At 63.3% G+C, this 19053-nt stretch carries 23 protein-coding genes and 1 pseudogene; 12 read left to right on the top strand and 12 right to left on the bottom strand.

Features of this window, described 5'->3' with window-relative positions; all coding sequences use genetic code 11:
- Positions 1–122: 122 nt before the first annotated feature.
- Both LOY34_RS26510 and LOY34_RS26505 read right to left on the bottom strand, forming a co-directional pair.
- Positions 123–476, bottom strand: a complete 354-nt coding sequence (locus LOY34_RS26510) for a gamma-glutamylcyclotransferase family protein (RefSeq protein WP_093378104.1) — start codon at positions 474–476, stop codon at positions 123–125.
- Between the two features lie 7 nt (positions 477–483).
- On the bottom strand, positions 484–747 hold the full coding sequence (locus LOY34_RS26505) for an accessory factor UbiK family protein (protein ID WP_195885308.1): 264 nt from the start codon (positions 745–747) through the stop codon (positions 484–486).
- Between the two features lie 329 nt (positions 748–1076).
- Here LOY34_RS26505 and glnK point away from each other — a divergent pair, with 329 nt between their 5' ends.
- The 3 genes from glnK to sutA all read left to right on the top strand — a co-directional run bounded on the left by glnK (position 1077) and on the right by sutA (position 3582).
- Positions 1077–1415: a P-II family nitrogen regulator gene (gene glnK, locus LOY34_RS26500; protein ID WP_002555808.1), complete on the top strand. Its 339-nt coding sequence runs from the start codon at positions 1077–1079 to the stop codon at positions 1413–1415.
- A 41-nt stretch (positions 1416–1456) separates the two neighbouring features.
- Positions 1457–2791, top strand: coding sequence for an ammonium transporter (locus tag LOY34_RS26495; RefSeq protein ID WP_045200968.1), 1335 nt, complete (start codon positions 1457–1459; stop codon positions 2789–2791).
- Between the two features lie 464 nt (positions 2792–3255).
- The gene (gene sutA, locus LOY34_RS26490) at positions 3256–3582 is read left to right on the top strand and encodes a transcriptional regulator SutA (protein WP_045200970.1); all 327 of its coding nucleotides are present in this window, start codon (positions 3256–3258) and stop codon (positions 3580–3582) included.
- A 56-nt stretch (positions 3583–3638) separates the two neighbouring features.
- On the opposite strand, the gene LOY34_RS26485 is transcribed toward sutA, so the two are convergent.
- From LOY34_RS26485 to lptM, 6 genes are read right to left on the bottom strand one after another with little or no spacing between them, the layout of a single operon-like run.
- Positions 3639–4334, bottom strand: a complete 696-nt coding sequence (locus LOY34_RS26485; RefSeq protein ID WP_045200972.1) for an HAD family hydrolase — start codon at positions 4332–4334, stop codon at positions 3639–3641.
- The gene (xerC, locus tag LOY34_RS26480) at positions 4331–5230 is read right to left on the bottom strand and encodes a tyrosine recombinase XerC (RefSeq protein ID WP_045200974.1); all 900 of its coding nucleotides are present in this window, start codon (positions 5228–5230) and stop codon (positions 4331–4333) included. The genes LOY34_RS26485 and xerC overlap by 4 nt, the downstream gene beginning before the upstream one ends.
- Positions 5230–5967 carry a DUF484 family protein gene (locus tag LOY34_RS26475; protein WP_195885306.1) on the bottom strand — a complete coding sequence of 246 codons (738 nt, stop codon included), beginning with the start codon at positions 5965–5967 and terminating at the stop codon, positions 5230–5232. Before LOY34_RS26475 ends, xerC begins: the two co-directional genes overlap by 1 nt.
- A 13-nt stretch (positions 5968–5980) precedes the next feature.
- Positions 5981–6811 (bottom strand): diaminopimelate epimerase, encoded by an 831-nt coding sequence (gene dapF, locus LOY34_RS26470; RefSeq protein ID WP_045200978.1) that lies wholly within the window; start codon positions 6809–6811, stop codon positions 5981–5983.
- 4 nt (positions 6812–6815) lie between these two features.
- Positions 6816–8063 carry a diaminopimelate decarboxylase gene (gene lysA / locus LOY34_RS26465; RefSeq protein ID WP_093378127.1) on the bottom strand — a complete coding sequence of 416 codons (1248 nt, stop codon included), beginning with the start codon at positions 8061–8063 and terminating at the stop codon, positions 6816–6818.
- Between the two features lie 9 nt (positions 8064–8072).
- Positions 8073–8210 carry an LPS translocon maturation chaperone LptM gene (lptM, locus tag LOY34_RS26460; protein WP_045200983.1) on the bottom strand — a complete coding sequence of 46 codons (138 nt, stop codon included), beginning with the start codon at positions 8208–8210 and terminating at the stop codon, positions 8073–8075.
- A gap of 195 nt (positions 8211–8405) precedes the next feature.
- Here lptM and cyaY point away from each other — a divergent pair, with 195 nt between their 5' ends.
- The 3 genes from cyaY (at position 8406) to rnk (ending at position 9512) form a co-directional block, all read left to right on the top strand.
- The gene (gene cyaY / locus LOY34_RS26455) at positions 8406–8738 is read left to right on the top strand and encodes an iron donor protein CyaY (RefSeq protein WP_045200985.1); all 333 of its coding nucleotides are present in this window, start codon (positions 8406–8408) and stop codon (positions 8736–8738) included.
- Positions 8738–8959 (top strand): DUF1289 domain-containing protein, encoded by a 222-nt coding sequence (locus tag LOY34_RS26450; RefSeq protein WP_045200987.1) that lies wholly within the window; start codon positions 8738–8740, stop codon positions 8957–8959. Before cyaY ends, LOY34_RS26450 begins: the two co-directional genes overlap by 1 nt.
- A 133-nt stretch (positions 8960–9092) precedes the next feature.
- A complete protein-coding gene (gene rnk / locus LOY34_RS26445; RefSeq protein WP_093378130.1) occupies positions 9093–9512 on the top strand; it encodes a nucleoside diphosphate kinase regulator in 420 nt (139 codons plus the stop codon).
- Positions 9513–9515: 3 nt separating this feature from the next.
- On the opposite strand, the gene LOY34_RS26440 is transcribed toward rnk, so the two are convergent.
- From LOY34_RS26440 to LOY34_RS26430, 3 genes are all read right to left on the bottom strand, one after another.
- Positions 9516–12362: a class I adenylate cyclase gene (locus LOY34_RS26440; protein ID WP_195885305.1), complete on the bottom strand. Its 2847-nt coding sequence runs from the start codon at positions 12360–12362 to the stop codon at positions 9516–9518.
- A gap of 158 nt (positions 12363–12520) precedes the next feature.
- Positions 12521–12766 (bottom strand): TIGR02647 family protein, encoded by a 246-nt coding sequence (locus LOY34_RS26435; RefSeq protein ID WP_045200993.1) that lies wholly within the window; start codon positions 12764–12766, stop codon positions 12521–12523.
- Positions 12767–12850: 84 nt separating this feature from the next.
- Positions 12851–13135 carry a hypothetical protein gene (locus tag LOY34_RS26430; protein WP_195885304.1) on the bottom strand — a complete coding sequence of 95 codons (285 nt, stop codon included), beginning with the start codon at positions 13133–13135 and terminating at the stop codon, positions 12851–12853.
- 146 nt (positions 13136–13281) lie between these two features.
- Between LOY34_RS26430 and LOY34_RS26425 the strand changes: the two genes are divergently transcribed.
- Complete coding sequence (locus tag LOY34_RS26425) at positions 13282–13944, top strand: glutathione S-transferase (protein ID WP_195885303.1); 663 nt, start codon at positions 13282–13284, stop codon at positions 13942–13944.
- A 119-nt stretch (positions 13945–14063) separates the two neighbouring features.
- Positions 14064–14744: a glutathione S-transferase family protein gene (locus tag LOY34_RS26420; protein WP_195885302.1), complete on the top strand. Its 681-nt coding sequence runs from the start codon at positions 14064–14066 to the stop codon at positions 14742–14744.
- 17 nt (positions 14745–14761) lie between these two features.
- On the opposite strand, the gene argH is transcribed toward LOY34_RS26420, so the two are convergent.
- Complete coding sequence (gene argH, locus LOY34_RS26415; RefSeq protein WP_093378152.1) at positions 14762–16156, bottom strand: argininosuccinate lyase; 1395 nt, start codon at positions 16154–16156, stop codon at positions 14762–14764.
- Positions 16157–16375: 219 nt separating this feature from the next.
- Between argH and LOY34_RS26410 the strand changes: the two are divergent.
- The 4 genes and pseudogenes from LOY34_RS26410 to LOY34_RS26395 form a co-directional block, all read left to right on the top strand.
- Positions 16376–16483 (top strand): annotated as a pseudogene (locus LOY34_RS26410) (sensor histidine kinase); the annotation flags it as partial.
- Complete coding sequence (locus LOY34_RS26405; protein WP_045201002.1) at positions 16480–17226, top strand: LytTR family DNA-binding domain-containing protein; 747 nt, start codon at positions 16480–16482, stop codon at positions 17224–17226. The pseudogene LOY34_RS26410 and the gene LOY34_RS26405, both read left to right, overlap by 4 nt.
- A gap of 121 nt (positions 17227–17347) precedes the next feature.
- Positions 17348–18289 carry a hydroxymethylbilane synthase gene (gene hemC / locus LOY34_RS26400; RefSeq protein WP_195885301.1) on the top strand — a complete coding sequence of 314 codons (942 nt, stop codon included), beginning with the start codon at positions 17348–17350 and terminating at the stop codon, positions 18287–18289.
- Positions 18286–19053, top strand: coding sequence for a uroporphyrinogen-III synthase (locus tag LOY34_RS26395; RefSeq protein WP_195885300.1), 768 nt, complete (start codon positions 18286–18288; stop codon positions 19051–19053). Before hemC ends, LOY34_RS26395 begins: the two co-directional genes overlap by 4 nt.

The raw sequence follows: 19053 nt of genomic DNA, 5'->3' as shown, positions 1-19053 counted from the left end.
GCCAGCTCCGACAGGTTCAGCACTGTTCTCAGGCTTGTAGGAGCGGGCTTGACCCGCGATGAGGCCAGTACAGCCAGCCACGCCGAGCGTTATGTGCGACGCCTTGACCACTACCGCGTCGCTCAGGCGCGCACGTAAACCCAGGCCGTCAGACCAGAGGCCAGGGTCACCGCAACCCGCTTGTAGTCGGACACTTCATAGGCATCCGCCGCGGCAAGTTCGGCTTCGCTGATCTGCAAGACCATGCCGGGTACGCTGTCGTCGGCATTGCTGCTGGGGGTGACGATCGGGTGGTGGGTCTTGCCGCTGGTGGCCAGGACTTGCGGGTCGGTGATTTCCACCCAGGCCTGGCTGTAACCGAGCATCTGGTCCTCCTGGCCGACCAGTTCACGGCCGAAGTTGGCCAGCTGCACAGCTTTGTCCTGCAGGGTGCCATAGGAGAACAACAGCACCGGGTACTCAGTAGAAGGCGTCATCGCAAGCTCACTCGGCAGCAGGCGGGTTCAGGCGTGCTTCCATTTCCGCGACCTTGGCTTCGAGCGCCTCAAGACGGGCGCGGGTGCGGGCCAGGACGACCATCTGGCTGTCGAATTCTTCCCGGCTGACCAGCTCGAGTTTGCTGAAGCCGCTTTGCAGCAGGGCTTTGAACTGGCTTTCGATTTCGCTGCGAGGCTGCGAGGTGTCGCTGCTGAACAGGCGCGAGGCCTGGTCGCTCAGGGCATCAAGAAAGGCTTTGGGCGCGAGCATGTTCGGCTGTCCACAGTATGCAATGGGGCGCCAGTGTAACACGCAGCCTCAGCGCCCCAATGCTGCACGCTTTTCGCGCATGGCGGCGAAACGCCGCGCACCGTTGTTGTGCAGCAAACCCGTGCTGGCGACTGGCCAAGTCGGGTTGTGCAACCTAAGTCCCTGTAATTCTGGGCTTTAACCATTCTGGCAAGGTTTCTGCTATGTCCTTCATGACCCATGCACTGATGCAGTCACCATGACGACGCGTTACAAAGCCAGGCACTGCGCTTAGACTTGAGTCGGGTTTGTTTTCCTGGGGCAAGTCCACCAATTCGGGAGAGAGTTTCATGAAGCTAGTCACTGCCATCATCAAGCCGTTCAAGTTGGACGACGTGCGCGAGTCGCTGTCCGAAATCGGCGTGCAGGGCATTACTGTCACTGAAGTCAAAGGTTTCGGCCGGCAGAAAGGTCACACCGAGCTGTATCGCGGCGCTGAGTATGTGGTCGATTTTCTGCCCAAGGTGAAGATCGACGTCGCCATCGACGACAAGGATCTGGACCGGGTCATCGAGGCGATCACCAAGGCGGCCAACACCGGCAAGATCGGTGACGGCAAGATTTTCGTGGTCAATCTGGAGCAGGCGATTCGCATCCGTACCGGCGAAACCGATACCGACGCGATCTAAAAAAAGCCTCACCAAACCCCAACGCCCCAGGAGATAACAATATGACTCTGCGTCAGTTCGCAGGGCTAGGAGCCCTTTTGTCCCTCGTAATGCCTGGCCTGGCCCTGGCAGAGGAGGCGGCAGCCCCCGTGCTCAACTCCGGCGACACCGCCTGGATGTTGACCGCTACAGCCCTGGTGCTGTTCATGACCATCCCTGGTCTGGCCCTGTTCTACGGCGGCATGGTGCGTTCCAAGAACGTGCTGTCGGTGATGATGCAGTGCTTTGCGATCACCGGCCTGATCAGCGTCCTGTGGGTGGTTTACGGCTACAGCCTGGCCTTCGATACCACCGGTATGGAGCAAGGTGTCGTCAACTTCAATTCCTTCGTTGGCGGTCTGTCCAAGGCGTTCCTCGCCGGCGTGACCCCGGCGAGCCTGACCTCTTCGGCGGCGCTGTTCCCCGAAGCGGTGTTCATCACCTTCCAGATGACCTTCGCGATCATCACCCCGGCGCTGATCGTCGGTGCCTTTGCCGAGCGCATGAAGTTCTCGGCGATGCTGATCTTCATGGCCATCTGGTTCACCCTGGTCTATGCGCCCATCGCCCATATGGTCTGGAGCGGTAACGGCGGCCTGATGTGGGATTGGGGCGTACTCGATTTCGCGGGCGGCACCGTGGTGCACATCAACGCCGGTATTGCCGGCCTGGTGGCCTGCCTGGTACTGGGCAAGCGCAAGGGCTTCCCGACCACGCCAATGGCGCCGCACAACCTCGGCTATACGCTGATGGGCGCGGCCATGCTGTGGATTGGCTGGTTCGGCTTCAACGCAGGCTCCGCCGCTGCCGCCAACGGCACCGCCGGCATGGCCATGCTGGTGACCCAGATCGCTACCGCCGCAGCGGCCCTGGGCTGGATGTTCGCCGAGTGGCTGACCCACGGTAAGCCAAGCGCACTGGGCATCGCCTCGGGCGTGGTCGCCGGTCTTGTGGCCATCACCCCGGCTGCCGGCACTGTCGGGCCGATGGGCGCCCTGGTAATCGGCCTGGTGGCGGGCGTGATCTGCTACTTCTGCGCCACCAGCCTCAAGCGCAAACTGGGTTACGACGACTCCCTGGATGCCTTCGGCGTGCACGGCATCGGCGGTATCGTCGGCGCGATCCTCACCGGCGTGTTCGCAGCCCCGGCACTGGGCGGCTTCGGCACCGTCGAAGACATCGGCGCGCAAGTCTGGATTCAGGCCAAGGGCGTCGGCTTTACCGTGATCTACACCGCGATCGTCACCTACGTGATTCTCAAGGTGCTGGATCTGGTCATGGGCCTGCGGGTCAACGAAGAAGAAGAGTCGGTCGGTCTCGACCTGGCGCAACACAACGAGCGCGGCTACAACCTGTAACGTCCTCGAAAAAATCTTGCCCGGCTTGCCGGGCATTTTTTTGTCCGGATTTTGTCACTTCTCTCAGGCGCAAACGGTTTCTTGCCGCGCTTTGATGGCTGCGTGCGACGTGGGTAGAAAACTTACAGCGCTCAGTGAAATTTAGGCACTTTGCTTTTTCTCTGAGCACGCTAGAATGCGCGCCGAAGGGTGCTGACGAGCTGTCCGCAAACTTCCGTACCCTTTGCTAGGCTTGCCAATAAGCGAGTCGATCATGCCAGGGTATGTCGGCGCATTACCGCCGCCCGCTCTTTATTTGTACAGACCTCGCCCGTGACGTGGGGTTTGCCCGGTTCTCGCCATTCGTTGTGGCGCAACCACGGCCCGCAGCCTGCCTGCGGTCCTTGAATTTTTTCTGGCAGCTGTCGATTTTCGACGTTGCTGGTCTATAACTAATCTGCTTTTCGCAAGTCATGAGGTAGAACATGAGCGACGACGATCTGGAAACTGACGACCTCGAAGTAGGCGATGAAGACGAAGGCGATGAAGGCCTCGAAGCGGCAGCCGATGATGTGGCTGACGACAGCGGCGACGACAGCCCGGCTCCCGTAGCCAAAGGCAAGTCGAAGTCGGCGGCAGTCTCGGTAGAAGACATGCCGAGCATGGAAGCCAAGCAGAAGGAGCGTGATGCCCTGGCCAAGGCCATGGAAGAGTTTCTCTCCCGTGGTGGCAAGGTGCAGGAAGTGGAGGCCAACGTGGTCGCCGATCCGCCCAAGAAGCCGGACAACAAGTACGGTAGCCGCCCTATCTGAGTGGCCCCGTCAGCAAGAAAGCCCGCCGTCGCTGCGGGCTTTTTTGTGTCTGCGCTTCAGCGCCAGCTGTTGAGCAGTTCAGGCAGCTGCGACAGGCGCTGGATCTCCGCGTCAGGGCGGTTCTCGGCTTCCCAGGCCTTGCCCTGGGGGTTGAACCAGATCGCCCGCAGGCCGGCGCGCTGGGCCCCGGCAATGTCATCGCCGGGGTGATCGCCAATGTGCACCGCCGCAGTCGCCTCGACTTCGCCCTGGCGCAGGGCTTCGAGGAAGGGTTGCGGGTCGGGTTTGCCGATGCCTAGGTCTTCGGCGCACAGGGCAAATTTGAAGTAATCGGCCAGGCCCAGGCGGCGCACATCGGCGTTGCCATTGGTGACCACGCCCAGGGTGTAGTGGTGACGGAGGATCTCCAGCACCGGCTGCACCTCAGGGAAGATATCGATCTGGTGGCGGGCGTGGAGGAACACTTCAAAGCCTTCGTTGGCCAGCTCACGGGCCTTGTTCTCGCTGTAGCCGACCTCTTCCAGGGCATGGAACAGTACGCGCCGGCGCAGGGCGCTGATGCGGTGCTTGAGCCCGGGTTCTGCCTGCACCAGGCGCTCGCGAATGGCATACAGGTGCTCGACCGGAACCGCGCCCAGGGTTGGCGCATTGGCTGCCAGCCAGTCGCGCAGGGTGGTCTCGGCGCTGACGATCACTGGTGCGGTGTCCCACAGGGTGTCGTCGAGGTCGAAGGTGATCAGCTTGATGCTCATGAGTCACTGCCCTTACTGCGTTTGGCCCGGGGGTGGGCGCTGTCATACACGGCGGCCAGGTGCTGGAAGTCCAGGTGAGTGTAGATCTGCGTGGTGGCGATGTCGGCGTGGCCGAGCATCTCTTGCACGGCGCGCAGGTCCTGGGACGATTCCAGCAAGTGGCTGGCGAAGGAGTGTCGCAACATGTGCGGGTGCAGGTTCTGGCCCAGTTCGCGGGCGCCAGCGGCTTGCACCCGCAGTTGAATGGCCCGTGGGCCCAGGCGCCGGCCCTGCTGGCTGACGAACACCGCGCCGTCCTGCGGGCCGCTGCCGGCGCGCAGCACCAGCCATTGCTCCAGCGCCTCGCGGGCCTTGCGCCCGACCGGCAGCACGCGGGTCTTGCTGCCCTTGCCATGGACTTGCACCAGGCCGCCGGGCAGGTCGAGCTGCTCCAGGTTGAGGCTGGTCAACTCCGACAGGCGCAGGCCGGAGGAGTAGAACAGCTCGAGCATGGCCTGGTCGCGGCGGGCGAGAAATTCATCCTCGACCGCACCTTCCAGCAGTTGCAGGGCGCGATCGGTGTCGAGGGTCTTGGGCAGGCGCCGTTCGCCCTTGGGCGCTGACAGGCCGTTGGCCGGATCGTGGCTGCAGTGGCCTTCACGGTTGAGGTAACGGTAGAAACCGCGCACCGCTGAGAGCAGGCGGGCAAGGCTGCGCGAGGACTGGCCCTGGTGATGCTGGCGGGCGATCAGTTGGCGCAGGTGCTGGATCTGCAGGGCGTTCCAGCTGTCGATGCCGCCCTTGGCGCAGAACGCCAGGACGCTTTCGAGGTCGCGTCGGTAGGCCAGCTGGGTGTGTTCGGACACCTGGCGCTCGTTGCGCAAGTGCGCGCAGAAGGCCTCCAGCTGGCGTTCCACTAGCGCACCGGACGCAGGGTCTGGGTATGGCGCGGGACGACCCGGCCGAGCACTTCGGCGATGTAGCTGAGGAACAGGGTACCGACCGTGCTCTTGTAATGCTGCGGGTCGCGACTACCGATCGCCAGTACGCCGTGCAGGCCCTGGTGGTTGAGGGTGGCGACGGCGCTGGAGCCGACTTCCTTGCGCTGCTCTTCGCCGAACAGGAAGTCCAGCTCATGATCGCGCAAGTTGCCGCTGACCGTCTTGCCGGCGCACAACAGGCCACCAATGGCTTGCTGGGCGTCGCCGCTGTTGACCCAGCGGCCGACCGGCGCGGCGGTTTCACCGAACAGAATCAGGCTGACGAAGGGCACCTTGAACTCCTGGCGCAGGCTGTCTTCGACAGCCATCACCACGCTTTCGAGGCTGTCAGCATCGAGCAGGTCGAGGATCAGCCGGCGGGTCTTGTCGAACAGCCGGTCGTTGTCGCGGGCCACGTCCATCAGTTGCGACAGGCGGTGACGCATCTCGATATTGCGGTCGCGCAGCAGCTTGAGCTGGCGCTCGACCAGCGACACGCTATCGCCACGCTGATGGGGAATGTGCAGCTCGCTGAGCAGTTCGTCGTGCTCGGCGAAGAACGTCGGGTTGTCGCGCAGGTAGGCAACCACGGCCTCAGCCCCGAGGGTGGGCTTCGAGCCCTCGGCGCTAAGGTCGGTGGGCTGTTCGGCGGGAGCCTGGGGCTGATCGGTCATGGCTGGTACTCACTCATAGACGAACCTGTCCTTCAAACACGCGTACGGCGGGGCCGGTCATCAACACCGGTTTGCCCGGGCCTGCCCATTCGATGGACAGGCGCCCACCCGGCAGGTCGATCAACAGCGGTGAATCCATCCAGCCCTGGCTGATCGCCGCCACGGCAGCGGCGCAGGCACCGGTACCGCAGGCCTGGGTTTCGCCCGCGCCGCGTTCCCACACCCGCAGTTGCGCGCGGTGACGGTCGATGACCTGGATGAAACCGACATTGACCCGCTGCGGGAAGCGCGGGTGATGTTCGATCTGCGCGCCCAGCTCGTGCACTGGCGCGGCGTTGATGTCGTCGACGCGCAGCACGGCATGGGGGTTGCCCATCGACACGGCCGCCAGTTCGACAGTGCGCCCGGCAACCTCGAGCGGATAGCTCAGGGCCTGGGCCGGCGCGTCGAACGGGATCTCGGCCGGCACCAGCCGCGGCGGGCCCATGTCGACGCTGATCTGCCCGTCGTTGCGCACGTCCAGCTCGATGATGCCGCCTTTGGTTTCAACGCGGATGCGTTTTTTCGCAGTCAGGCGCTTGTCCAGCACGAAGCGCGCAAAGCAGCGCGCACCGTTGCCGCACTGTTCGACCTCGGAGCCGTCGGCGTTGAAGATCCGGTAGCGGAAATCCACTTCCGGATTGCTCGGCGCCTCGACGATCAGCAACTGGTCGAAACCGATGCCGGTGTGGCGGTCGCCCCATTGCTTGGCGTGCTTGGGTAAAATGTGCGCATGCTGGCTGACCAGGTCGAGGACCATGAAGTCGTTGCCCAGCCCATGCATCTTGGTAAAACGCAGCAGCATGGGTTTACTCCGGCAGCAGGCTTTCGCCGGCGAACAACTCGGCCACGGTTTCGCGACGACGCACTTCGAAGGCCTGGTCACCATCGACCAGCACTTCGGCACAACGACCACGGGTGTTGTAGTTCGAGCTCATGACAAAACCATAGGCGCCCGCCGAGTGCACCGCCAGCAGGTCGCCTTCGGCCAGGTTCAGCTCGCGCTCCTTGGCGAGGAAGTCGCCGGTTTCGCAGATCGGCCCGACGATGTCGTAAACACGGCCTTCGCCGGCACGCGGCTGCACCGCCGTGACGTTCATCCAGGCCTGGTACAGGGCTGGGCGGATCAGGTCGTTCATCGCCGCATCGACGATGGCGAAATCCTTGTGCTCGGTGTGCTTGAGGTACTCGACCTGGGTCAGCAGCACGCCAGCGTTGGCGACGATATAGCGGCCCGGCTCGAACACCAGGGCCAGGTCGCGGTCGCCGACGCGCTCGCGGATGGCCTTGATGTAGTCGCCGGCCAGCGGCGGCTCTTCGTCGCGATAACGCACACCGACGCCGCCACCCAGGTCCAGGTGACGCAGGAGGATGCCGCAGTCGCCGAGGCGGTCGATCAACGCCAGCAGGCGGTCGAGGGCATCGAGGAAGGGTTCCAGGGTGGTCAGCTGCGAGCCGATATGGCAGTCGACGCCGACCACTTCCAGGTTCGGCAGTTGCGCGGCGCGGATGTACACCTCTTCGGCATCGGCGATGGCGATACCGAACTTGTTTTCTTTCAGGCCCGTGGAGATGTACGGGTGGGTACCGGCATCGACGTCCGGGTTGACCCGCAGCGAAACCGGCGCGCGTACGCCCATTTCGGCGGCCACTACCTGCAGGCGCTCGAGCTCGTCGGTGGATTCGACGTTGAAGCAGTGCACGCCGACTTCCAGGGCGCGGCGCATGTCTTCGCGGGTTTTGCCGACGCCGGAGAACACCACGCGATCGGCACGCCCGCCCGCGGCCAGTACACGCTCCAGCTCACCGCCGGAAACGATGTCGAAACCTGCGCCCAGGCGGGCCAGCAGGTTCAGCACAGCGAGGTTGGAGTTGGCCTTGACGGCGAAGCACACCAGGTGCGAAACACCCTCCAGAGCATCGGCGTAGCTACGGTACTGGGCCTCGATGTGGGCGCGCGAGTAGACGTAGGTCGGCGTGCCGAAACGTTCAGCGATGGCCGACAGGGCCACGCCTTCCGCGAACAGCTGACCGTCGCGGTAGTTGAAAGCGTCCATGGGTTACCCTTACTGGTGCTTGTGCGATTGCGACTTTTTACCGTCTTTGCTGTCGTCTGGCAGGTACAGCGGGCCCTTCTGGCCGCAGGCGGAAACGAGGCAGGCAACCGCGACGAGCGCCGCGAGGGTGGAGATCAGGCGCTTCATGGCGTAATCCTTTGTAATAAGCAGTATTGCGCCCGAGTATACCGAGCGCCCGGCCCCTTGCCTATGCGGGCAACCCGCCGTCGGGCGGGGTGGTGGCTGCGCTGCCTGGCGCAGGTCGGTATCCTTTGCATTCGGCGCGCCGCGCTCGTATCTTGCCCGGCTTGCGTGTGTGCAGACATTTTTGAGGTTCTTGCAATGAGTTTGACCGAAGCGCGTTTTCACGACCTGGTCGACGCGACCCAACAGGCGCTGGAAGACCTGTTCGACGAGACTGACCTGGATCTGGACATGGAGAACTCGGCAGGGGTCCTGACCATCAAGTTCGACAACGGCAGCCAGCTGATCTTCAGCCGCCAGGAACCGCTGCGCCAGCTGTGGCTGGCCGACAAGTCCGGTGGTTTCCACTTCGACTACGACGAGCAGAACGGCAAGTGGACCTGTGAAAAGACCGAGGAATTGCTGGGCGAGATGCTGGAGCGCATCGTCTGGGAGCGGGCGGGTGAAAAGCTCGATTTCGACGACATCTGATGAGCAGCGCAGCCAAGCCGGCCAAGCCGCTCTACAGTAACGTCAGCCCGGCAGTACCGTCGCCGTGCATCAGCACCTGCCGGCTGGATGAACACAAGGTCTGCATCGGTTGCTATCGCCATGTCGAGGACATTCGCCAGTGGCGCGCGGCCGATGACGAGCAGCGCCGGCAGATCTGCCGCGAGGCGCTGGCGCGTCGACAGCTGGCCGGGTTGGCATAGACCCTGCGGGTATTGTGTATTTACTTGGCTGTGGTAGTGTCGAACCTGTTTCGGCTGTGCCGAATTCCTGCAAACCCCGCCCTTGGGCGGGGTTTTGCTTTATATCGCCCAGAAAAAGGAGTCTGACCGGATCATGAGCACCCACCCTTCCATTATCGTCACCCGCTTGGACGTGCAGCGTCTTGAGCGTCTGATCGACAGCCTCGATGAGAAGACGCAGGACTCGCCGGGTGTGCTCGCCTTGCAGGACGAGCTCGACCGCGCCGAACAGGTCGGTCACGAGGAAGTTCCGGCCGGTGTCGTGACCATGAACTCCCGGGTTCATTGCCGCGAAGAAGCCAGCGGCAAGGACTACCACCTGACCCTGGTCTACCCGAAAGACGCCAACGCCGACGAAGGCAAGATCTCCATCCTCGCGCCGATCGGCAGCGCGCTGCTGGGCTTGTCGGTAGGCGAGCAGATCGACTGGCCGGCCCCGGGCGGCAAGACCCTCAAGCTCAAACTGCTTGAAGTCGAATACCAGCCAGAAGCGGCTGGTGACTTCGACCTCTGAGCCTCAAGCCTGCGCCAGGGCCTCGTTGAGCGCCCGCTCCAGTTCGCCCTTGTAGCGCAGGTAGAGAATGCTCGATCCCAGGCCGTCGGCCAGCAGGCCCGACAAGTCCAGGTCGGTGATGTAGCAGCGGTAGCGCTCAGCCTCGCGGCGCTGCTCGATGATCTCGCGGGCGACCACCGCATACAGCTGGTCGCCATGCTCGAGCTGGGAAAACTCCCGCTGATTGCAGTACAGCGTGACTTGCACGTCATCGCTGGCGCCTGCCTGCAAAATCGCCTGCACTTCGTAGTAGGGCCGGTCGATGGCCTTGACCTCGACCTGGCGCGCTTCTACCTGGCGAACCTTGCCAGTGCCTGATGGCAACAATTGGTAATAAAGAATATCCAGTGAGCCCTGGGCCTGCAGGCTGTCCAGCGGCAGGCGTGCGTCGCGGCGAAACACGATCGATTGCAAGAAGCGCTGCAGCGGCAACAACAGGCTGTTTTCATCGTGAAACGGCAAGCGCTGCTGCCACAGGGCATTGTGCTCATCGAGTACGTAGACATCCGCCCAGGTGTCCTGCAGCCGATAGAACAGCTGGATGCACTGCGGCTGGCCCAGCGGCAGCAGTTGCGCCAGGTCGAGCTCCTGCAGGGCATTGGCGTCCAGGTGCAGGGGGCTGTAGTCGCTGCGTTCTTCACCGAGGTAGCGCAGCACCGCGTCCGGATCGTCGAGGGTCACCAGGTTTACCGCGCCGCGTTGCAGTTCCAGTACATGGGTGTGCTGCTCGACTTGCAACAGGTAGCGCTGGTTGAGGTTCTGCGCCAGCAGCGCCTGAGTGCTGGCGAACACTTCCTCGACCCGCAGGGCGATGGCCTGGGCGCGGTTGTGGCAGAAGCAGCGGACCCGCAGCCTGGGCGTGTGGCCGGCGCCCAGGCTGTTGAGGTAATCACGCAGGCAACGCAGCAGGGCATGTTCGCCGTCGTAGCGGTGCACCTGCACTTCGTTCCAGCTGTTGAGGGTGACCTGGTCGAGGGTCAGCACCAGGTTTTCCCGCACCCCGGCGTAGCTCAGCGAGTCAGTGCGCTCGGTGGTCATCAGGATGTTCAGGTCGCGGTGGTGCTGTAGCGGGTCGATGCCGACATTGACCAGCAGCAGGATCTCGTCCACCACGCTCGGTTGCAGCAGGCGCTGTTCGCTGACCACCGCCAGGGGCAGGGCGACGCTTTGTTGCAGGCTGCCGAGCAGGTTGAACAGCTCATACTCGCTCAGGTCGCTGCTGCCCGGGTGCAGGGCCAGGCGCGTGCTGCTGTCGATCACACCGTTGCGGTGCGCCCAGGTCAGCAGTTCGAGCAGTTCGCGGCAGCGCTTGATCGGCGCGAAGTGCTCCCACTCGTGCACGCCGAGGTTGCCGTTGTACAGGCCCCAGTGGGTCTGCCCGGGCTCTTTGCGGTTGGGTGACTGCACCAGGGTCAGGGTGTCTTCGGCGAGGTCCGGGGCGATGCCCGGGTTGATGAACTCAACCTTGCCGGCGCGCCGTTCAAAGGCGGCGTACAGGCGCCGGCCGAGCACGCTGAGATCGCGCTGGTCGATGCGGCTGGTGGCGTTCTGGCTGCGGGCAAACTGGCAGAGGAAGCGGTAGCTGTAGTTCAGCTCGGCTACCAGCTCCCGGCGCTCGACCGCCACCTGGCGGACTTTCCATTGGCTGCGGCTGTCGAGCAGCGCCAGCTGGCGTTGATCCCAGCTCCATTCCTGGCTCAGGCGCTGCAGCAGGTCCCGCTGCCAGCTGGCACTGCGCTGGCGGGCCAGGCCGCTGAGCTTCTTGTTGACCTTCAGGTACAGGCTGCGCCGCACCAGCTCCAGCCGCTCGCGTTCGCCGCGGCCTTGCAGGTACTGCTCGATACGCCGGTAGACCATCATGTAGGGGTCGAGCTCGTCGAGGTCGAGGCGATTGCTGAACACCGCCTGCTTGAACTGCAGGCTCAGGCACTGCACCTGCGGGTGTTCACTGGCGTAGACCTCGGTAAGCAGCAGCTTGAGCACCGACTTGTAGGGCGATTCAATGCCTTTGAACAGTTGCCAGAGCCCGGCGCCGACGAATTCGCCCGGAGGGATGTGCGCCAGGTGGCCGAGGTCGAGGTGGTCTTCGGCACGCACGAAACGCTTGGACAGCAGGGTCTGGATGTATTGCCGGTAGCGTGGCTCTTCATAGACCGGCACCAGCCACCACAAGGGTGTGCGCCCGGCCAGCCAGATGGCGGTGCGGTAGAACTCGTCGAGCAGCAGGTAATGCTGGGTGGTGCCGCAGTCATCGGAGCTGAGCTGGCCGTCGCGTTCGCCCTGGACGAAGCCTTGCGGCTCGATCAAGAACAGGTGGGCTTCGGCGCCCTGGCTGGCGGCCCAGATTTCCAGCAGCAGGCATTTCTTGCGCAACTCCGCCAGTTCGCTTTCGCTCAGGTCGGCGGCGTGACAGACCCAGACGTCCATGTCGCTCTGCTCGGCCTGGGCCAGGGTGCCCAGGCTGCCCATCAGGAACAGCCCGTGAATCGGCTGGGGCGGGTTGCCGCGCCGGGCCTTGTACGAAAATGAGCGGGTCAGGCGCTGGGCTTCGGCCAGCAGTTGCGCATCAGGCTCGAAGTTGGCGACCCCCGCGGGCGTCGTGCCGGAGACATAACCGGGCAACAGTGGGTGATTGACGTGAAAAAACAGCGGCAGCAGGGTCAAGACCTGCTGCTGGCGGCTCGACAGCCCGTCCATGGCCCGCCCCAGGCGCCCCTGGTTGAGCTTCAGGAAGCGTTGGCGCAGCTGGCTGAGCACCTTGCGGTCAATGCCCTGGTCGAGGTCGGGGCGAATTTCGTGGGGGTGGTTCATGGCGAGCTGAAACCGGCCGTCTAGGGAGCAATGGCGAGTTTAAGCTATTTTAATTTTGACGCCATTTTATTAGCGATGGAGTGGAGATTACCGCTAGCAAGGCCAGCCCCCGCTGTGGGAGCCGGCGTTGCCGGCGATGGACTGCAAGGCAGTCCCGATCAGGCAGGTTCGACGACATTCAGAATGTTCAGCAACACCTGCACGTTCTCGGCAGCATCGTGACCAAGGCTGGTCAGGTAACCGCCATCGGGCTGGTCAGTGAGCTTCTTCTCGTACAGGCGACGCGCTGCAGCGATCACCTCCTTGGAGGCGGTGTTATGAACCTTGATGCCTTCCTGGCTGCTATCCAGGTTGAACAAGGCAAGGACTTCCAGCTCGGCAATCAGTTCGGGGGTAAACGACATAAAGACTCCGACTTCCAGACAAGGAGGGCAGCACCGTCGCCGGTGCCTGGTTTTGCAGTGTAGTCAGGGAAATCCTGCTTTGCTTCAGTCCTTTTCCGGCGGCAGCTCGGGCAGGGCGCGCAAGGCGGTTTCGTACCATTCGGTGTTGAACGCGCGGTCGTCTTCAAGCATCGCATCAATCTCGTAGGCCAGCACGTGGGCCATGAGGTTGAGGATGTCTTCACGCTCGTAACCTACCAGGGTCAGCTTGTTGAACGTGGCCTTGGCCGCTGGCGGGTTATCGCTTTCGATCTGGTTCTCGATCGCTTCGATCAGGGTCGACTCGGCGAACTCTTCTTCGTCGTTGTCGATATCGGTTGGTTCGCTCATGGGCGCTTTCCTCTTTTGGGGAACCCAGTTTGCCACGGGCCCGGCAGCAATGCCTTGTTATCGACAATCTTCATGATGCTGGTCAGTACCCGGCACTTGGGTCTATAACAACCCGGCCAACCCCTTTTCGGCCTGGAGGCTGTTTCATGCTCAAGCTTCATGGATTCGCGGTCAGCAACTACTACAACATGGTCAAACTGGCGCTGCTGGAAAAGGGCGTACCCTTTGAAGAAGTGCTGTTTTTCGGCGGCCAGCGCCCCGAAGCGCTGAAAGTCAGCCCGCGCGGCAAGGTGCCGGTGCTGGAGACCGAGCACGGTTTTCTCAGCGAAACCAGCCTGATCCTCGACTACATCGAGCAGACTCAGGCGGGCACGGCGCTGCTGCCGGAGGGGGTGTTTGCCCAGGCCAAGGTCCACGAGCTGGCCAAGGAGATCGAGCTGTACATTGAACTGCCGGCCCGCGCCTGCTACCCGCAAGCGTTCTTCGGCATGCAGGTGGATGAAGCCATCAAGGCTAAGGCCAAGGACGAGTTGCTGGCCGGGATCGCCACCCTCAAGCGCAATGGCAAGTTCACTCCCTATGTGGCCGGCGACAGCCTGACCATCGCCGATATGCTGTTCTGCTTCAGCGTCGACCTGGCCTATGTCGTGGGCAAGAAAGTATTGGATGTCGATCTGCTGGAAGACTTCCCGCAGGCGCGTGAACTGCTGGAGCGCTTCAAGAGCAACCCGAACGTGCAGAAGATTGCCGCTGATAAAGAGGCGCAGATGCCCGCATTCCTCGAAATGGTGCGCTCGGGAAAGCGCTGATCGGTCAGGAGACGAAGTAAATCCAGAAAGGTCCTACGCCCTTACAGGAAGCATACGGCAGCTTTCTGGCTTGATTCGTTCCAAAAATGCAGAGACTTCACGCGGCTAGGAGGCCGGAAATGTTCCGACTGCACGGATTCTCTGCAAGCAACTACTACAACATGGTCAAGCTCGCCCTGCTGGAAAAACGCCTGCCGTTTGAGGAGGTGCCCCTGCATGGTTGCCAGAACCCGCAAGTGCTGGCGATCAGCCCGCGCGGCAAGGTGCCGGTGCTGGAGGTGGCACAGGGCTTTATCAGCGAAACCGACGCCATCCTCGATTACCTCGAAGAGACCTGCCCTGAGGTGGCGCTGTTGCCGGCCGATCCCTTCCAGCGCGCCCAGGTGCGCGCGCTGGCCAAGGAAATCGAGCTGTACATCGAGCTGCCCGCCCGCTACTGCTATGTCGAAGTGTTCTTTGCCGGCAGGGCGACCCCGGAGGCCTTGAAGGCCAAGGCCCGGCGTGATCTGGACAAGGGCTTTGCCGCCCTGGCCCAGCGCGGTCGATTCGCCCCGTATGTGGCAGGCGAGTGCCTTACCCTGGCGGACCTGTACTTTCTCTATAGCGTCGACCTGGCCTGCCAGGTTGGCCAGCGTCTGTTCGGCATTGATTACCTGCAGCCATTGCCGGGCGCCCGGGCACTGTTCGAGCGACTGGGGGAAAATCCGAATGTGCACAAGGTCGCAGCTGACAGGAAAGCCGAAACGCCGGCTTTCCTTCAGCGCTTGCGTGCGGCTACCCAGGCAGAACTGGCTGGGTAGCAAGACGCAGGAAGGGCTTAGCGCGCGGCGAGCAGCGCCTTGCCGCGGGCTACGGCGGCGCGTACTTGCGCAGGCGCAGTCCCGCCGATGTGGTCACGGGCGTTGACCGAGCCTTCGAGGGTCAGTACGGCGAACACGTCCTGCTCGATCTGGTCGCTGAACTGGCGCAGTTCCTCCAGGCTCATCTCGGCCAGGTCCTTGCCGGTATCGACGCCGTACTTCACCGCGTGGCCAACGATTTCGTGGCAATCACGGAACGGCAGGCCGCGGCGCACCAGGTAGTCGGCCAGGTCGGTGGCGGTGCTGAAGCCGCGCAGGGCCGCTTCGCGCATGATGGCGTGGCGAGGCTTGATCGCCGGGATCATGTCGGCAAAGGCGCGCAGCGAGTCGCGCAGGGTGTCGGCGGCGTCGAACAGCGGCTCTTTGTCTTCCTGGTTGTCCTTGTTGTAGGCCAGCGGTTGGCCTTTCATCAGGGTGAGCAGGCCGGTGAGGGCGCCGAACACACGGCCGGTCTTGCCGCGCACCAGCTCCGGGACATCCGGGTTCTTCTTTTGCGGCATGATCGAGCTGCCGGTGCAGAAGCGATCGGGCAGGTCGATGAACTGGAACTGCGCGCTGGTCCACAGCACCAGCTCTTCGGAGAAGCGCGACAGGTGCATCATCGCCACGCTGGCGGCGGCGCAGAACTCGATGGCAAAGTCGCGATCGGAAACGCCGTCCAGCGAGTTGCCGCCCACAGCTTCGAAGCCCAGCAGCTGGCAGGTCAGTTCGCGATCGATCGGGTAGGTGGTGCCGGCCAGCGCGGCGCTGCCCAGGGGCATGCGGTTGGTGCGCTTGCGACAATCAACCAGGCGCTCGTAGTCGCGGCTGAGCATTTCGAACCAGGCCAGCAGGTGGTGGCCGAAAGTCACCGGCTGCGCGGTTTGCAGGTGGGTAAAGCCGGGCATGATGGTCTCGGCTTCGCGCTCGGCCTGCTCCAGCAGGCCCTGCTGCAGGCGGGTGATCTCGGCCAGGATCAGGTCGATTTCGTCACGCAGCCACAGGCGGATGTCGGTGGCGACCTGGTCGTTGCGGCTACGGCCGGTGTGCAGCTTCTTGCCGGTGATGCCGATGCGGTCGGTCAGGCGCGCTTCGATGTTCATGTGCACGTCTTCAAGGTCGACGCGCCAGTCGAAGTTGCCGGCCTCGATTTCTCCCTGGATGGTTTTCAGGCCATCGATGATGGTGTCGCGCTCGGCGTCGGTGAGGACGCCGACCTTCGCCAGCATGGTGGCGTGGGCGATCGAACCCATGATGTCGTGGCGGTACAGGCGCTGGTCGAAATTGACGGAGGCGGTGAAACGGGCGACGAAGGCGTCGACGGGCTCACTGAAGCGGCCGCCCCAGGACTGATTGGTCTTGTCGGTGCTCATGGATTCACTCTTGAAGGCGTGAACGGAAAAAGTGGCGTCGATCATAGCAGGATTGGCGGGGCTGCCGGAGTGCGGCGGTCGGGGCAAATGCGGGTTTATGTCGCAGCACAGGCCCGCGACAGCGCGCTTGCAACAGGATATTTATCGATTGAACGGCAGTGTTGCGGCAACCGTCTACAGTTGGACAGAGGCGCGGCATGTTTCCTGCCGGGCCAGTGAATCTTTAGCCATCGTGCGAGTCTGAGCGTGGATCGCCGTGACGGTCGTCACCTCACCTGTCTACGCTATCCTTGTGCGAGACTCACGCAGGAATCCAGCGCTATATGAATGTCCTGATCGTTGATGACGAACCCCAAGCCCGGGAACGCCTGAGCCGACTGCTCGGCGAACTGGAGGGCTATACCGTGCTGGAGCCCAGCGCCACCAATGGCGAAGAGGCCCTGGCCCTGATCGACAGCCTCAAGCCTGAGGTGGTCCTGCTCGACATTCGCATGCCGGGCCTGGATGGCCTGCAGGTCGCTGCCCGGCTGTGCGAACGCGAAGCACCGCCTGCGGTGGTGTTTTGCACCGGTGACGATGAGTTCACCGTCGAGTCGTTCAAGGACAGCACCCTGGGCTTCGTGCTCAAGCCGGTGCAGCCCGACAGCCTGCGCGACGCCTTGAAAAAGGCCGAACGGCCCAACCGCGTGCAACTGGCGGCCCTGACCCGCCCGGCCGCCGAGAGCGGCAGCGGCCCGCGCAGCCATATCAGCGCGCGCACCCGCAAGGGTATCGAGCTGATTCCGCTCGACCAGGTGATCTACTTCATTGCCGACCACAAATACGTGACCTTGCGCCACGAGGCCGGCGAAGTGCTGCTGGACGAGCCGCTCAAGGCTCTGGAAGACGAGTTTGGTGAACGCTTTGTGCGCATTCACCGCAATGCGCTGGTCGCCCGCAACCGCATCGAACGTCTGCAACGCACGCCGCTTGGGCATTTTCAGCTATTCCTCAAGGGCCTGAACGGTGATGCCCTAATCGTCAGCCGCCGGCATGTGGCTGGTGTACGCAAAATGATGCAACAGCTTTAAGGGCGGGGACCAGGGAGCGGTCGACGGCCAGGGATGGTCGGCTCCTACCATGATTTAGATCTGCTAGCGGTCTGGACTGAGCTGTTATCATCGGGCGAATCTATCTCGTACGGATCGTTCCATGTCCACTCGCGAAATCCGCATTGCCACCCGCAAAAGTGCCTTGGCCCTGTGGCAGGCCGAATATGTCAAAGCCCGTCTGGAACAGGCCCACGCCGGCCTGGTCGTGACCCTGGTGCCGATGGTCAGCCGTGGCGACAAACTGCTCGACTCGCCGCTGTCGAAAATCGGCGGCAAGGGCCTGTTCGTCAAAGAGCTGGAAACCGCGCTGCTGGAAAACCAGGCCGACATCGCCGTGCACTCGATGAAAGACGTGCCGATGGACTTCCCCGAAGGCCTGGGCCTGTTCTGCATCTGCGAGCGCGAAGACCCGCGCGATGCCTTTGTTTCCAACACCTTCGACAGCCTTGAGGCGTTGCCGGCCGGCAGTATCGTCGGTACCTCAAGCCTGCGCCGCCAGGCGCAGTTGCTGACCCGCCGCCCGGACCTCGAGATCCGCTTCTTGCGCGGCAACGTCAACACTCGTCTGGCCAAGCTCGATGCCGGCGAGTATGACGCCATCATCCTCGCCGCCGCCGGCCTGATCCGCCTGGGCTTCGAAGACCGTATCACCTCCGGCATCAGCGTCGACGACAGCCTGCCCGCAGGCGGCCAGGGCGCAGTGGGCATCGAGTGCCGCAGTGCCGACCGCGAAATCCATGCGCTGCTGGCGCCGTTGCATCACGCCGACACCGCCGACCGGGTGACTGCCGAGCGCGCCCTTAACAAACACCTCAATGGTGGCTGCCAGGTGCCGATTGCCTGCTACGCGGTGCTCGAAGGCGAGCAGCTGTGGCTGCGCGGCCTGGTTGGCGAACCGGCTGGCGGCAAGCTGCTCACGGCTCAGGCCCGTGCGCCGCGCGAGGAGGCCGAAGCGCTCGGTATCAAGGTCGCTGAAGACCTGCTGGCTCAAGGTGCCGAAGACATCCTCAAGGCGGTCTACGGCGAGGCCGGGCACCCGTGAGCGCCTGGCGCCTGCTGCTGACCCGGCCGGCCGAAGAGTGCAGCGCGCTGGCCCGCACGCTTGCCGAGCAGGGCGTGTTCAGCAGCAGCCTGCCGTTGCTGGAAACCGAGCCGCTGGCGCTGACGCCGGCGCAGCTTGGCCAGGTGCAGGCGCTCGACCAGTACAGCGCGATCATCGTCGTCAGCAAGCCGGCAGCGCGCCTGGCGCTTGAACAACTGAACGCGCACTGGCCGCAGCCGCCCGTGCAAGCCTGGTTCACCGTTGGCGCTGCCACCGCACAGATCCTCGACGACCACGGTCTGAATGTCAGCTACCCGGCACAAGGTGATGACAGCGAAGCGCTGCTGCAACTGCCGGCGTTGACCGCCGCGATCAAGCGCCCGCAATCCCGGGTGCTGATCATCCGTGGCGAAGGCGGGCGCGAGCTGCTCGCCGAGCGTCTGGCGGCACTCGGCGCGCGGGTCGATTACCTTGAGTTGTATCGCCGCTACCTGCCGCATTACCCTGAGGCCACCCTGGTCCGGTGTATCGCCGGGGAACGCCTGAACGGCCTGGTGGTCAGCAGTGGGCAGGGTTTTCAACACTTGCGCCAACTGGCCGGTGAACACTGGCCGCAGTTGGCGCAATTGCCGTTGTTCGTGCCCAGCCCACGGGTGGCGGAACTTGCCCGCGCCAGTGGCGCACAGAATGTAGTGGATTGCCGTGGTGCCAGCGCCGCGGCTTTGCTGGCAACATTGCAGGAAACTCCTGCACCAGCCCCCTAA

This window comes from Pseudomonas sp. B21-009 (assembly GCF_024749345.1).
GTDB lineage: Bacteria > Pseudomonadota > Gammaproteobacteria > Pseudomonadales > Pseudomonadaceae > Aquipseudomonas.
Note: the sequence above shows the minus strand (reverse complement) of the source record. Positions and strands in the feature narration are given on the sequence as shown.

Excerpts from the sequence above, each read along its gene's own strand:
- sutA (WP_045200970.1), top strand. The coding sequence starts at position 3,256 with ATGAGCGACGACGATCTGGAAACTGACGACCTCGAAGTAGGCGATGAA.
- argH (WP_093378152.1), bottom strand. The coding sequence starts at position 16,156 with ATGAGCACCGACAAGACCAATCAGTCCTGGGGCGGCCGCTTCAGTGAG.
- hemC (WP_195885301.1), top strand. The coding sequence starts at position 17,348 with ATGTCCACTCGCGAAATCCGCATTGCCACCCGCAAAAGTGCCTTGGCC.
- LOY34_RS26505 (WP_195885308.1), bottom strand. The coding sequence starts at position 747 with ATGCTCGCGCCCAAAGCCTTTCTTGATGCCCTGAGCGACCAGGCCTCG.
- dapF (WP_045200978.1), bottom strand. The coding sequence starts at position 6,811 with ATGCTGCTGCGTTTTACCAAGATGCATGGGCTGGGCAACGACTTCATG.
- LOY34_RS26430 (WP_195885304.1), bottom strand. The coding sequence starts at position 13,135 with ATGAGCGAACCAACCGATATCGACAACGACGAAGAAGAGTTCGCCGAG.
- LOY34_RS26425 (WP_195885303.1), top strand. The coding sequence starts at position 13,282 with ATGCTCAAGCTTCATGGATTCGCGGTCAGCAACTACTACAACATGGTC.
- rnk (WP_093378130.1), top strand. The coding sequence starts at position 9,093 with ATGAGCACCCACCCTTCCATTATCGTCACCCGCTTGGACGTGCAGCGT.
- lptM (WP_045200983.1), bottom strand. The coding sequence starts at position 8,210 with ATGAAGCGCCTGATCTCCACCCTCGCGGCGCTCGTCGCGGTTGCCTGC.
- LOY34_RS26485 (WP_045200972.1), bottom strand. The coding sequence starts at position 4,334 with ATGAGCATCAAGCTGATCACCTTCGACCTCGACGACACCCTGTGGGAC.
- LOY34_RS26440 (WP_195885305.1), bottom strand. The coding sequence starts at position 12,362 with ATGAACCACCCCCACGAAATTCGCCCCGACCTCGACCAGGGCATTGAC.
- LOY34_RS26450 (WP_045200987.1), top strand. The coding sequence starts at position 8,738 with ATGAGCAGCGCAGCCAAGCCGGCCAAGCCGCTCTACAGTAACGTCAGC.
- LOY34_RS26435 (WP_045200993.1), bottom strand. The coding sequence starts at position 12,766 with ATGTCGTTTACCCCCGAACTGATTGCCGAGCTGGAAGTCCTTGCCTTG.
- LOY34_RS26495 (WP_045200968.1), top strand. The coding sequence starts at position 1,457 with ATGACTCTGCGTCAGTTCGCAGGGCTAGGAGCCCTTTTGTCCCTCGTA.
- LOY34_RS26420 (WP_195885302.1), top strand. The coding sequence starts at position 14,064 with ATGTTCCGACTGCACGGATTCTCTGCAAGCAACTACTACAACATGGTC.
- LOY34_RS26475 (WP_195885306.1), bottom strand. The coding sequence starts at position 5,967 with ATGACCGATCAGCCCCAGGCTCCCGCCGAACAGCCCACCGACCTTAGC.
- LOY34_RS26405 (WP_045201002.1), top strand. The coding sequence starts at position 16,480 with ATGAATGTCCTGATCGTTGATGACGAACCCCAAGCCCGGGAACGCCTG.
- glnK (WP_002555808.1), top strand. The coding sequence starts at position 1,077 with ATGAAGCTAGTCACTGCCATCATCAAGCCGTTCAAGTTGGACGACGTG.
- LOY34_RS26510 (WP_093378104.1), bottom strand. The coding sequence starts at position 476 with ATGACGCCTTCTACTGAGTACCCGGTGCTGTTGTTCTCCTATGGCACC.
- cyaY (WP_045200985.1), top strand. The coding sequence starts at position 8,406 with ATGAGTTTGACCGAAGCGCGTTTTCACGACCTGGTCGACGCGACCCAA.
- lysA (WP_093378127.1), bottom strand. The coding sequence starts at position 8,063 with ATGGACGCTTTCAACTACCGCGACGGTCAGCTGTTCGCGGAAGGCGTG.